Source organism: Arcticibacterium sp. (assembly GCF_055134445.1).
The window spans coordinates 1-13,327 of the sequence record NZ_JBSRVI010000030.1; the positions used below are offsets into that span (position 1 = coordinate 1).

General features: G+C 37.3%; 14 protein-coding genes. All 14 read left to right on the forward strand.

Going from position 1 to position 13,327, the window contains the following annotated elements; genetic code table 11:
• The first annotated feature begins 145 nt into the window (after positions 1 to 145).
• Genes ACTBZY_RS03835 through ACTBZY_RS03900 form a run of 14 tightly spaced genes read left to right on the forward strand, consistent with a single transcriptional unit; the run spans position 146 to position 13,229 of the window.
• On the forward strand, positions 146 to 595 hold the full coding sequence (locus ACTBZY_RS03835) for a 3-hydroxyacyl-ACP dehydratase (RefSeq protein WP_463045012.1): 450 nt from the start codon (positions 146 to 148) through the stop codon (positions 593 to 595).
• Entirely contained in the window at positions 592 to 1,011 is a 420-nt protein-coding gene (locus ACTBZY_RS03840; RefSeq protein WP_463045013.1) for an acyl-CoA thioesterase, read from the forward strand. Before ACTBZY_RS03835 ends, ACTBZY_RS03840 begins: the two co-directional genes overlap by 4 nt.
• Positions 1,008 to 2,141: a beta-ketoacyl synthase N-terminal-like domain-containing protein gene (locus ACTBZY_RS03845; protein WP_463045014.1), complete on the forward strand. Its 1,134-nt coding sequence runs from the start codon at positions 1,008 to 1,010 to the stop codon at positions 2,139 to 2,141. The genes ACTBZY_RS03840 and ACTBZY_RS03845 overlap by 4 nt, the downstream gene beginning before the upstream one ends.
• Positions 2,138 to 2,755, forward strand: a complete 618-nt coding sequence (locus tag ACTBZY_RS03850; RefSeq protein WP_463045015.1) for a 3-oxoacyl-ACP synthase — start codon at positions 2,138 to 2,140, stop codon at positions 2,753 to 2,755. Before ACTBZY_RS03845 ends, ACTBZY_RS03850 begins: the two co-directional genes overlap by 4 nt.
• Positions 2,756 to 2,764: 9 nt before the next feature.
• The gene (locus tag ACTBZY_RS03855) at positions 2,765 to 3,022 is read left to right on the forward strand and encodes a phosphopantetheine-binding protein (protein ID WP_463045016.1); all 258 of its coding nucleotides are present in this window, start codon (positions 2,765 to 2,767) and stop codon (positions 3,020 to 3,022) included.
• A 3-nt stretch (positions 3,023 to 3,025) separates the two neighbouring features.
• Positions 3,026 to 4,225 (forward strand): beta-ketoacyl-[acyl-carrier-protein] synthase family protein, encoded by a 1,200-nt coding sequence (locus ACTBZY_RS03860; RefSeq protein ID WP_463045017.1) that lies wholly within the window; start codon positions 3,026 to 3,028, stop codon positions 4,223 to 4,225.
• Positions 4,226 to 5,284, forward strand: a complete 1,059-nt coding sequence (locus ACTBZY_RS03865; protein WP_463045018.1) for a beta-ketoacyl synthase chain length factor — start codon at positions 4,226 to 4,228, stop codon at positions 5,282 to 5,284. It begins immediately after the preceding gene.
• A complete protein-coding gene (locus ACTBZY_RS03870) occupies positions 5,278 to 6,066 on the forward strand; it encodes a polysaccharide deacetylase family protein (protein WP_463045019.1) in 789 nt (262 codons plus the stop codon). The genes ACTBZY_RS03865 and ACTBZY_RS03870 overlap by 7 nt, the downstream gene beginning before the upstream one ends.
• Positions 6,050 to 6,694 (forward strand): flexirubin biosynthesis/transport protein LolA2, encoded by a 645-nt coding sequence (lolA2, locus tag ACTBZY_RS03875; protein WP_463045020.1) that lies wholly within the window; start codon positions 6,050 to 6,052, stop codon positions 6,692 to 6,694. Before ACTBZY_RS03870 ends, lolA2 begins: the two co-directional genes overlap by 17 nt.
• Entirely contained in the window at positions 6,675 to 7,313 is a 639-nt protein-coding gene (gene lolB2, locus ACTBZY_RS03880) for a flexirubin biosynthesis protein LolB2 (RefSeq protein WP_463045021.1), read from the forward strand. The genes lolA2 and lolB2 overlap by 20 nt, the downstream gene beginning before the upstream one ends.
• Complete coding sequence (locus ACTBZY_RS03885; RefSeq protein WP_463045022.1) at positions 7,314 to 7,679, forward strand: 3-hydroxyacyl-ACP dehydratase; 366 nt, start codon at positions 7,314 to 7,316, stop codon at positions 7,677 to 7,679.
• Positions 7,676 to 8,851, forward strand: coding sequence for a DUF2062 domain-containing protein (locus ACTBZY_RS03890; RefSeq protein ID WP_463045023.1), 1,176 nt, complete (start codon positions 7,676 to 7,678; stop codon positions 8,849 to 8,851). Before ACTBZY_RS03885 ends, ACTBZY_RS03890 begins: the two co-directional genes overlap by 4 nt.
• A gap of 7 nt (positions 8,852 to 8,858) precedes the next feature.
• A complete protein-coding gene (locus ACTBZY_RS03895; protein ID WP_463045024.1) occupies positions 8,859 to 12,713 on the forward strand; it encodes an MMPL family transporter in 3,855 nt (1,284 codons plus the stop codon).
• The gene (locus ACTBZY_RS03900) at positions 12,714 to 13,229 is read left to right on the forward strand and encodes a phytoene desaturase family protein (RefSeq protein WP_463045025.1); all 516 of its coding nucleotides are present in this window, start codon (positions 12,714 to 12,716) and stop codon (positions 13,227 to 13,229) included. It abuts the gene before it with no gap.
• Positions 13,230 to 13,327 lie beyond the last annotated feature (98 nt).

Genomic DNA, 13,327 nt, shown 5'->3' on the forward strand with positions numbered 1-13,327 from the left:
TAGAAGTAAAAAGAAGTAGGAAAGAAGTAGAAACAGAACAGACGGTAAAAAAACTCTTAGATATTTATACCAAACAGGTAGAAACCATGGTCAGGAAATACCCGGAACAATGGTTTAATTATTATCCTTTTTGGAAACAAAACACATGATTGCCTTACCCGAAAGACCATTATTAGAAGGAGAAGCCGTTTCTAAACTGATACCTCAAAAACCACCTATTGAAATGGTGGACAAGCTTTGGTTCAGTGACGAAACCACCACGATTTCTGGCTTGACTATTTTGGAGGGAAATCTTTTTTTGGAAAACGGGGAGTTTATAGAGCCTGGTTTACTAGAAAATATTGCTCAAACGGCAGCCCTAAGAATTGGTCATTATGCTAGCCAGCTTTCAGATGAAGAGAAACCACTCATTGGCTTCATAGGTGCCGTAAAAAAAATGGTCATTTCTAAATTACCCAAATTAGGCGACGAGCTAGTAACGGCTGTGGAGGTGGTCAATGTGGTAATGGGTGTAACTATTATTGAAGGAAAAGTATTTCTGAAAGAGGAGTGCGTGGCGGAGTGCGAAATGAAAATTTTCCTGAAAGAAGAATGAAAAGCTTGGTAAACAGAACGAAAGTAAAAGTAAGATTTAACGAGGTAGATTCTTTAGGGATAGTCTGGCATGGACACTATGTCAAGTTTTTTGAAGAAGGAAGAGAAGCGTTCGGACATGCGTTTGATATAAATTATATGAAAATATACGGTGAGGGCTTTTTGGCTCCCATTGTGAAATTGAATGTAGATTATAAAAGAACGGTGGCCTACGGCGATACAGTCATTGTGGAAACCACATTTATACCTACTGCGGCCGCCAAGATAGTCTTTGAATTCAAGGTTTTTAAAGAGTCTACAGATGAGCTTGTGGCTAGTGGAAGTACTACACAAGTGTTTATGACGCTAGAAAAGCAGCTTTACATTACTAATCCGCCGTTTTTTGAGGCATGGAAACTTAAAGAGGGTTTGATGTGAGTGTTTTTGTAGCTGCAAAAAATATCATCTCTCCACTTGGAATAACAGCAGAAGAGAACTTCAAGGCTCTTTTGTCTGGCGAGACAGCCATTAAGCGTATAGATGAGCCTGAGTTTAAGGAGCCTTTTTATTCCGCTAAACTGGACCGAAGAAAAATACAAACACGATTTTCGGATTTGGCAAAAGCTCAATCATTTACATTTTTAGAACAGTTGCTTATCCTATGTATAGACGGGGTTTTAAAACAGAATGCTGATATAAACCTAAAAAGTAACAGGACGGTCATCATCCTATCTACCACAAAAGGCAACATAGATTTATTAGACTCTGACCGTGTATCAGGCTTCGATGCAGACAGGAAATATCTCTGGAAAACTGGCGAGGTGGTAGCCTCCTTTTTCCATAATCCCAATAAGACCTTGGTGGTATCTAATGCATGCGTATCTGGTGTGGTAGCCATTAATTTAGGAAAAAGATTGATAGAAGCTGGTCAATATGACACCGCTTTGGTGGTGGGGGTAGACTTACTCACGCCTTTTATCGTGTCGGGTTTTTTGTCGTTTAAAGCATTGAGTGCCGGCGTTTGCAAACCTTACGACAAAGTTAGGGACGGCATAAATTTGGGTGAGGCTTGTGCCGCAATGGTGTTAAAAAAAGGAGAAGGAGAAATACAAGTTTTAGGCGGAAGTTCTACCAATGACGCCAATCATATCTCTGGTCCGTCTAGAACAGGCGAAGGACTATTACTAAGCATACAAAAAACACTTCTAAGCTCAGCCGTAAAAGCTGGTGATATAGACTTCATTTCTGGACATGGTACAGCCACGCCTTTTAATGATGAAATGGAATCTTTTGCAGTTTCGCGAGCAGGACTTTCAAAGGTGCCTATGAATAGTCTTAAAAGCCATTTTGGACATACACTAGGAGCAGCAGGCGTTTTAGAGTCTGTCATCACCGTGATGCAGATGAAACAAAGTATGTTGGTGAAAACACATAATTTTGAGCAAAATGGTGTAAGCCAACCTATTCATATTTTTGATAAAACAGTGTCAAAAGAATTGAAATATGCTTTAAAATTGGCCGCTGGTTTTGGAGGTTCTAATGCTTCGGTATTGTTTCAAAAAATATGAGCTACATAACCAACTATGTTAAGATTGAAAACGGAAAAGTTCTCCTGAATAAGGAGGAGGTTTTTGCTTTTGATGATACACAGGAGAATAATGTATTTTTGAAAGATATTTATAAAGGAATGGAGCTGGATTATCCCAAGTTTTATAAAATGGATGAGCTCTGTAAGTTAGCTTTATTGGCAACGGAGTATTTAATGAAAGCTAATCCTTTAAATGAAAGGTATAAGCCAGAAGAAGTCTCTCTTTTTGTGTCCAACGCCTCCTCGTCTTTAGAAACGGACATGAAGCACCAAGTTTCTATTTCTGATAAAGAGGCCTATTTTCCGAGTCCAGCGGTATTTGTTTATACCTTGCCTAATATTTTATTAGGAGAAATTGGCATAAAACATAAGTTCGTGGGCGAACAAAGTTTATTTATTTTTGAGGCCTTTGATGCCGAATTTATGCAACGGTATGTAGAGCATATACTGTTAAGTGGCCAAGCCCAATGTGCCATAATGGGATGGGTAGACTTTTTTGATCAGAATTATAAAGCTGTTTTATATACCATTGAAAAAGAGCAAGGTTGCCTTGCTTTAGAACATACTAAGGAGAACTTAGAATTAATATTTTGAACTAAAAAAATGAGCGATTTAAAAGTAAATCTTAAGCTTCAAATTATAGAAGCATTAAACCTGGAAGATCTAACACCAGAAGAAATCCAAGACGATGCACCGCTTTTTGGTGACGGTTTAGGTTTAGACTCTATTGATGCTTTGGAGCTGATAGTTTTGCTGGAAAGGAATTATGGAATCAAGATTGTGAACCCAGAAGACGGAAGAGCAATTTTTGAATCTATCAATGTCATGGCGAAATATATAGAAGAAAACGCTAAGGTTTAATCTGTGTCAAAAAGAGTTTTTATAACGGGTTTGGGTTGCATTTCTGCCATTGGCAGTAATGTGCCTGAGGCATTGTCTAAATTAGAAACGGGCAAAACGGGAATAGGAACGCTTAAGAACATAGAAACACGATTAGGTCATTTACCGGTGGGCGAGGTAAATTTTACTAATCAGGAGTTGATACAAATGGCTCAGGTAAATAAGGACATTCCTCACTCCAGAACCGACTTGTTAGGTGTTTTAGCCGCTAAAGAAGCCTTGGTAAATGCTGGAATTCAAGATGTCTCGGAATTTAAAACAGGCATAGTTTCGGCTACCAGTGTTGGCGGCATGAGCAGTACAGAGCTAAATTGGTCCAGATATTTAGATAAATCTGAAAAGGGGGAGATACTTAAAGAGGGTATAAACCACGAAGGTGCCTACAGCACAGAGAAAATAGCTGATCATTTAGGGATTACAGCTTATTTGAACACCATAAGCACCGCCTGTTCGTCCTCTTCCAATGCCATTTTATTAGGAGCGAGACTCATCAAAAATGGTATTCTGGATAGGGTAGTGGCAGGTGGAACAGATGCTCTTTCAAAATTTACCTTGAATGGTTTTAATACCCTCATGATTTTGGATGAAGAGCTTTGCAAACCATTCGATGCCAACAGAAAGGGTCTGAACCTAGGGGAAGGTGCTGGATATGTAGTTTTAGAATCTGAAAGAGCATCTGCCAGTAAACAAAAATTGGCAGAAGTAGTAGGCTACGCCAATACCAATGACGCTTATCATCAAACCGCTTCTTCACCGAATGGAGAAGGTGCATTTTTAGCAATTTCTCAAACCTTAAAAATGGCGGATGTTCATCCAAATGTGGTGAGTTACATTAACGCTCACGGAACAGGTACTCATGTAAATGATTTGAGCGAAGGAACAGCTATTGAAAGAGTATTTGGAACGGAAGTGCCGCCCATTAGCAGTACCAAATCTTTTACAGGACATACCCTAGGAGCATGTGGTGGTATAGAAGCCGTGTTTTCAGTTTTGGCTTTGCAGCATAATTTAGTATTCCCTAATTTAAATTTTAAAACGCCTATGGAAGAGGTGAATTTTAGGCCCAATTTGTCTTTAAGAAGAGACTTGGATATTAAATACGTTCTGTCTAATTCCTTTGGTTTTGGAGGAAACACCACTTCCTTATTATTTAAGAAAGTTTAAGTGCAAGCATATATTAACGGTATTGGTGCTATTTCTCCGCAAGATTCTCTTGAAGGATTAGACTATGATGCTTCGCCAAATATTGTGAATGGTCTTGGCGTGAAACCTATTGAACCAGACTATAAAACGTATATAAATCCGGCTCAAGCTAGGCGAATGTCAAGAATGGTGAAAATGGGCGTGGTCGCTGCTTTCAAAGCTCTCCAAGAGGCAGAAGTGACGCTGCCAGATGCTATTATTTCTGGTACAGCCATGGGCTGCTTACAAGACACAGAAAAATTCCTGAATAGTATTATTGATAACGACGAACAGCTGTTGACGCCAACGTCCTTTATCCAGTCTACGCATAATACATTGGGGGCACAAATTGCATTATTATTAGCATGCCGAAATTATAACTTCACTTATGTACAGCGGGCTTTTTCTTTTGAAAATGCTCTTTTAGATGGTCTTATGAAGTTAGAGGAGGGCGATTGTGAAAATGTCTTAGTGGGTGGACATGATGAAATGACCGAGGGCTTTCATCAACTTTATGATAGAATTTCTTACTGGAAAAAATCGGAAGGAGAGGATGTTTTAACAAGTCAAAGTGTCGGAGCGTACTCGGGAGAAGGGGCCGCTTTTTTTACGCTTTCAAACACTAAGAAGGAGAATACCTACGCCAGAATAACAGGTGTAGATATGCTTTATAAACCGCAAGGCGAAACCGCCTTAGAGTCTTGGATACTTGAATTTCTTAAAGCCAATCAAATGGCCGTTTCGGATATTGATTTAGTACTTTATGGCATCAATGGGGATCTGCGTTTTGATGGTATTTATAAGCACATAAAAACGACTCTTTTTGAAAATCAAACTGCCGCTTATTATAAGCATTTAAGTGGAGAATATGCCACAAGCGTCTCTTATGCCCTATATCTGGCTGCCAATATGATTAAAAATGAAGCGATACCTGATTATATATTAATGGAGCATAGAAAGCAATCAGAACTAAAGCGTGTTCTAATCTTCAATGGTTTCATGGGTGAAAACTACAGTTTAACTTTGATCCAGAAATGTTAAGTCTTGGATTTAAGTTTTATCGGTATCTCTTCATAGGTCTTGCCATTCTTCTTTTAGCTTTTCATTTCAGTTTAGGCATTTCGGCATTATGGATTTTCCTCCCACTTTTATGCTTCCTTACACTCATTGTTTTTGGTTCATCTAAGATCAACTCCCAGTTTTTTTTAAAGGCACTTTGTACGGGAAAGGCAGATAGAAAACAAATAGCCCTAAGTTTTGACGATGGCCCTCATGAAGAAATAACTCCTGTGATTTTGGATACACTTAAAAAGTATCAGGTAAAAGCTACCTTCTTTTTAATAGGGAAAAATATCGACGGTAAAGAGGATATAGTAAAACGAATTCATGAAGAAGGGCATTTAATAGGTAATCACAGTTTTAGTCATACGCATTCCTTAGCTTTTAAATCAGTGAAAGCACTAAAGCAAGAGTTGATAGAAACGAATAAATTGGTTTCTGATTTGACGGGTAAAGAAATGCTTTATTTCAGACCACCATTTGGTGTGACCTCACCCAGAATAGCAAGTGCTACGGAGAAATTGCACTTTAAAAATATAGGCTGGAGTATCCGTTCCTTCGATACAGGAGCAGGTTCGGCAGAGCTTATTTCACAAAGAGTTTTGGGTCAAATAGCCCCCGGTAAAATAATATTGCTGCATGATACGTTTCTGAGAACGAACACCATTTTGGAAAACATATTAATTTATTGTAAAAATGAAGGTGTGGAAATTGTACCTTTGGATAAATTATTAGAGGAGAAAGCATATGTTGAGCAGGATTAATATTTTTGGTTTTTTGATGGTTTTATTGATGAGTTTAAGTGGTTTGGCTCAGACACCCGCTGGCTATAAAGTCATGACAGAGACGACCGTTTTTAAGAAGAAATTGAGTATTGAAAATCAAAAAATAAATACCACAGAAAGCCAATTTGTTCAGGAAAAGTATCTTAGTGTCTTATCAGAAAAAATAGTTAGCAAAGGGAAGTTTTTCTTCAAAAAACAGAATGAACTCAGATGGGAATATACGGAGCCATTCAGTTATGTAATCGTGCTTTCTGATGGTAAAATGTTCATCAAAAATGATGGCAAAGTGAGCCGATATAATGTCAATTCTAATAAGATGTTTAAAGGCATTAATGACATGATGATGAGTGTCGTAAATGGGAACTTGCTTGATAATAAGGAGTATGATGTAAAATACTATATGAATGCCTCGGAGTATTTATTGGAGCTAACACCAGTGAGTAGCGGTACGAAGCAGTTTTTGAAATCCATTCAGTTGAGCATCGATAAGAGCACGTTTGAGATAGAAAAAGTTAGAATGATGGAGCCTGGAGGAGATTATACCAGCATTAAGTTTTTGAATAGGAAAAATAACATTCCGATTTCGGATGCTAAGTTTAAGGTTTAGCATTTGCTTGCTTTTACTGGTCTTGACGGGCTGTAGTCTTGGCCATTATCAGAAATTGATGCCAGTTTCTAGTTCTGAAAAAGTAGAGCAGCTAAAACCTATTTTTGAAGATAAGTTTAATTCCTATTTGTTTAAGGCCAATATTAAACTGTACACCAAAAACTTTAGTGGACTCTTACTCACAAAGCAGGTGAGTTCTGGTGCATATAGAGTTATTTTTACTACAGAAATGGGCTTGAAGCTTTTTGACCTAGAGTTTGACAATGGACAGTCTATCGTCCATTATACTATTCCTCAGTTTGATAGGCCACTTTTTATTAAGACCATTCAGCAAGACTTAGAAATCCTATTGATGAATGATTTGGATTCAAAACAGACCAGCGTTTTCACGGATAAAGTGGGCCACAGGGTAGACAGACTGGAAGGCTCGGAGTTTTCAAATTATTATTTTACAGATAAGCAGAGCGGTGATTTGGAGAAGATAGAGCGTGCTAAAGGAAACAAAAGGAAGCTGACAATTGAACTCGCTAATCACTTAAATGGGTTTCCAAATGAGATTTCTGTTCAACACCACGATATTAGATTAAGAATTAAATTGATCAACCTAAAGAAGTCCTAAATGCTGCTTAATACTTTCTTTTACATTAGAGAGACTACCAAAGGAGATGTGAATCAGGTTCAGATAGCATTAAATCCCGAACATGAAATCTATAAAGGACATTTTCCTGGAATGCCTGTGGTACCTGGCGTGTGTCAACTACAACTTTTTAAAGAGGTTTTGGAGCAATTAAGCGAAGAAAAACTACAATTAATTCAGGAATCAAACTTGAAATTTATGGCTGTTTTAAATCCAGAAGAACATGTTAATCTGGTTTTAGAATTAAAATTTAGTCGAGAATCTGACACGACTATAAAAGCCTCTGGAACCCTAAGTGCAGATAATATTAAGTTCTTTTCTACAAAGAGTACTTACCAAATTAAGTGAATAACTCAGCGTATAAAACCAAAATGGACGAGCTCTCCTGCTGCGTCTTAATCCCTTCCTATAATAATGAGAAAACCTTAGCAGAGGTTATTGAGGATGTAAAGCAATATTCCAATTCCGTTATTGTAATAAATGATGGTTCCACTGACCAAACTGAAGCAATTTTGGCTGGTATTTCGGGGATAGAAACACTTTCATATACTCAGAATAAAGGAAAGGGGCATGCATTGAAATTGGGCTTGAAACATGCTAAAGCGATAGGTTTTAGCTACGCCATTTCAATAGATTCCGACGGACAGCATTTTGCAGATGACATTCCTGTTTTCTTAGAGGCCTTAGTGGCAAACCCGGAGGCCATGCTGATAGGTGCTAGAAATCTCCAGCAGGAAAATATGCCACAGAAAAATACATTTGGCAACAAGTTTTCCAATTTTTGGTTCAAGCTAGAAACTGGCATTGACTTGCCAGATACGCAATCGGGCTTTAGGCTTTACCCCCTTCATGTATTGGATAAAATCAATCTTTATACTAAAAAGTATGAATTTGAGATAGAAATCATGGTAAAAACGGCATGGAAAAATGTGCCTGTAATTCCAGTTCCTATTAAGGTCTTCTATGCCAAAGAAGGTGAACGAGTCTCTCACTTTAGACCCTTTAAAGACTTTTTTAGAATCAGTGTTCTAAATACCTATTTGGTAACTCTAGCCTTTTTCTGGTACATACCATTTCGTTTTTTTAAGAAAATAAATAAGGCCTCTATAAGGCAATTTATAGATGAGAAGCTATTAAATCCTGAGGAGAAAGCGTCGAGGAAAGCCTTAAGTGTTGCTTTTGGCGTTTTCATGGGCATTATTCCTATCTGGGGCTACCAGTTGGCTACGGCCATATTGTTGGCTCATTTTCTTAAACTGAATAAGGCAATTGTCATATTGGCGGCTAACATTAGCTTCCCGCCTTTTATTCCGTTTATACTTTATGGTAGTCTGAAAGTTGGGCAAATGCTACTCAACGAAAATACACCAATTTTCCAGACAGAATTAAATTTAGAAGTCATGAAGCAGCAGCTTCCCGCCTATATTTTGGGTAGTTTTGTTTTCGCTATTGGAATGGCTGTTGTTGGAGGTTTGGTTACATTTATTACAATAAAACTCAATAGGCGTTTAAAGTCTTAAGTTTAAAATGGGTTTATTTTTCGCTTTTCTATTTAAGTTTTTCAAAAGAAACAGAACGCTCTTGTTTGTTTCTACAGGTGCATTGGTCACGTTTCTGACCTATAATGCCTCTCAAATTCAATTTGAAGAGGATATTACTAAAATGATGCCCAGCAATGGTAAGATTAGAACTATAAATGAAACCCTCAAGAACCTTAAAAACCTAGATCGCATTGCGATTAATATCTATTTTAAAGATAGTACGATTGCAGAACAGGAGTATTTACTAAAGGAATATGCTGATGTTTTTGCGGAAAGGTTAAAAGCCCTAGATCATTCTGATAATTTGATAGAGGATATATCCGTAAAAATGCAGGAGGATTTATTCTTAAAGGTGAACGACGTTTACCTAGAAAATCTACCTGTATTTCTAGAGCAAAAAGATTTTGAAAAGTTAGAAGAACAAATAAAACCAGAAGCCATAAAGGCTTCGATGGAAAATAATTTTAAAAGTTTGATGTCGCCATCTGGCATGGCTGTAAAACAGAATATTCTGAAAGATCCCTTGGGTATTTCGGGACCAGTTTTAAAAAAGTTGGAATCACTTCAGATAGAAGACAATTTTGAACTTGATGAAGGTTACGTTTTTACCAAAGACAAAAAGAACTTACTCTGTTTTATCAAACCCAAAGCGGATTCTCAAAATACGGCAAAAAACAAGAAACTCATAGACCATATAGAAGAAGCCATTCAATATGCCAACGATCAAAAAATTGGAGAGATAATAGCGGAACCTTTTGGAACAGCTGTGGTGGCCACAGGAAATGCCAGCCGAATTAAAAAGGATATTCTGGTAACCTTAAGTATTACCATGATATCCCTCTTTATACTGATTACCTATTTCTTTAGAAGATGGAGTTCTTTCCTCGTTATATTTATTCCGGTGCTGTTTGGCTTATTGTTCTCCATGGGAATGCTTTACTTAATAAGGGGGAGTGTCTCGGTAATTGCGATAGGAGCCGGGTCTATAGTTTTAGGGATTTCGGTAGACTTTGCCATACATTTTTATACACACTTTAAGCATACTAATTCCGCGGTAGCCGCCTTAAAGGATTTATCTTTTCCACTAACGCTAGGTGGATTTACCACCATAGGTGCTTTTTTGAGTTTGCTATTTGTAGATTCTGAGGCATTACAGGACTTTGGAATTTTTGCTGCCTTGGCTTTGGGAGGTACGGCTTTATTTATCTTGGTGGTTTACCCACATCTGCTGAAGGAATTTAAAGTAGAAGACAAGTTCGAGTTTAAAGACAATCTGATTTCTAAAATAGGAAGATACCCATTTGAGAAGAATAAGATTCTTATTGGCTTAATTTTGGTTTTGGCGGTTATCTCCATTTTTTCTTCCAGAAAAGTAGCTTTTGAGGCGGACATGATGAAGATGAATTACATGTCTGAAGAAACTAAGCGTGCAGAAGAGCACCTGAGTAATATCAGTCATGACTACGGTACTTCTACCATTTATTTGGTTGCTAAATCTAAAAACATCAATGAAGCTTTAAGCCACACAGAAGCCAGTTTACCTATTTTGGAAAAACTGCATGAAGAAGGGAAGATTAAGAAATATGCCAATGTGAGTTCGCTGCTTTTATCTGAAGAAGAGCAGCTAGAAAGAATAAATCGTTGGAATACATTTTGGACTCCGGAACGCAAAGTAACGGTAAAGCAGATGCTGGTATCTGAAGGTCTAAAATTCAAATTTAAACCAGATGCCTTCAGTGAGTTTTACAAACTTTTAGATAAAGACTTAAAACCAATAAACAGTCAGAGCTACGGAGAATCTAGTCAGCTTATTTTGGAGAATTATATCTCGGAAAGTTCAGATGGAAGTTCGGTTATTACCACCATTAAAACACCATTGGCTTTTGAAAAGGAAATAATTGATGCATTTGAGAATAATCCAGACATGGAGATTTTCAGTAAGAAGTATTTGACAAATAGCTTTGTTCTTAGCATTAAAAACAATTTTAATCTTATTCTAGGGATTTCTTCAATACTGGTTTTTGTCTTTTTGTTAATTTCTTATGGCCGAATAGAATTAGCCCTCATTACCTATATTCCTATGGTACTGAGTTGGTTAATAATCCTTGGTCTGATGGGCTTGTTTGGATTAAAATTCAACATCATCAATATCATTATTTCTACCTTCATTTTTGGTTTAGGAGACGACTACAGTATTTTTATTACAGATGCCCTCAATAACGAGTATAAAAGAGGAAAGAAGAATCTAGCAAATTATAAATCTGCTATTTTCCTTTCTGCGTTTACCACCATTATAGGTATAGGTGTACTGGTTTTTGCTCAACACCCTGCATTGAAGTCGATAGGACTCATTGCAGTCATTGGAATGTTTTCAGTGTTGCTGGTCTCTAATACCATTCAGCCAGCCCTTTTTCATTTCTTAATTACCAAGAGAACTGCCAAGAAACGGGTCCCTCTTACGCTGATGAGTCTCCTCAGATCAATTTTTGCCTTTGTATATTTTGGCGTGGGTTGTTTCATTATGATGAGCATCGGTTTTATTATTTTGAAACTGTTGCCTTTAAAACTATCTGTAAGAAAAAGGTGGTTTCATCAGGTGAGGCATTGGTCTGCGAAGTCTATGATTTACGTCAATACGCACGTCCGTAAAGAAATACGAAATATAAAAAACGAGCAATTCAAAAAACCAGCTATGGTTATTTGTAATCACCATTCTGTGATTGATTCACTCTTGATGCAATCACTGAATCCTAAACTCATTTTAATGGTCAATGACTGGGTGTGGCATAATACGTTTATGGGGCCTATCGTGAGAATGGGAGGCTTTATTCCTAAGGAAGCGGGTTATGACGAAAACCTAGTTCAAATTCGTGACTTAGTCAATCAGGGCTATTCTATTGCCATATTCCCAGAAGGCTCTAGGTCGCCATCAGAAAAACTAAGGAGGTTTCATAAGGGAGCTTTTTTCATAGCAGACAAATTGAAACTAGACATAGTACCTATTATTTTTCATGGAACGGCCTTTGTGCAGGGCAGGGAAGATAATTTCTTGCTGAAGCCAGGAGAAATTACGGTTAAATACTTGCCAAGAATTTCTGCCGATGATGAACATTTTGGAAACAATTATAGTAAAAGAACCAAGCTCATAAGTTCTTATTTTAAAGCGGAATACGAGAAACTAAGAGCGGAAAAAGAAACCGTAGATTACTTTTATGATAGGCTAAGAACTAACTATATTTACAAAGGTCCTGTCCTAGAATGGTACATGAAAATTAAGGTAAAATTAGAAGATAGCTATAGGTTGTTTGATGAAATTCTTCCTAAAAAGGGTGTTATTTCAGACATTGGTTGTGGCTATGGATTTCTTCCACTTATGTTAGGTTTTAGAAGTCCAGATAGAACTATCATTGGTAGCGACTACGATGAAGATAAAATTGCGGTAGCGGCAAATTGTTTCTCTAGAACAGAAAACATCACATTTTCAACTGCCGATGCCACCAAAAGTGATTTACAGCAGAGTGACGCCTTCGTTTTAAGCGACATTCTTCATTATTTACCAAAAGTGGAACAAGAAAAACTGATTGAGAAAACCATTGAAAACTTGAATAAAGATGGGTTAATTTTAATTAGAGATGGGGATAGTGATTTGAAAGAAAGGCATAAAAGAACCAAACTTACCGAGTTTTTCTCTACGAATTTTGGATTCAATAAAACACAAAACAAACTAGAATTTTTGTCTGGAAAGTTTATTGAAGAAATAGCTACGAAGCATCATCTGAGTTTTGAGCGAATTGATAAAACCAAAAGAACGTCTAACATCATCTACGTTTTAAGAAAATAAATGCCAAAGTACGATTACGTCATTATAGGTAGCGGCTTAGGCGGTTTGGAGTGTGCCTACATTTTAAGCAAAGAAGGTTTTAAGGTCTGTGTTTTAGAGAAGAACAGACAATTTGGGGGCAGTTTACAGATTTTTGTACGCGATAAAGCCATTTTTGATACAGGAGTTCATTACCTCGGAGGATTAGATGAGGGGCAAAACTTGAATCAGTTTTTCAAGTATTTTGATATTATGGATAAACTGAATCTCCATAAAATGGATGAAAATGGTTTTGATAAAGTTTCCTTTGGAGACGACCCCAAGTTTTATAACCATGCTCAGGGTTACGACAATTTTGTGGATCAACTATCCATAGAATTTCCGACAGAAAGAGCTGGAATACAGTCCTATATAAATAAAATCCAAGAGGTCTGTAATCACTTTCCGATGTACAGACTAAGAGTAAGTGGGGCAGATGAACTAGGCTTTAAGTACCTGGATGTAAGTACAAAAGATTATATAGCGTCCATTACTTAAAGCCTAGTTCATCTGCCCCACTTACTCTTAGTCTGTACATCGGAAAGTGATTACAGACCTCTTGGATTTTATTTATATAGGACTGTAAGATCGGAAGA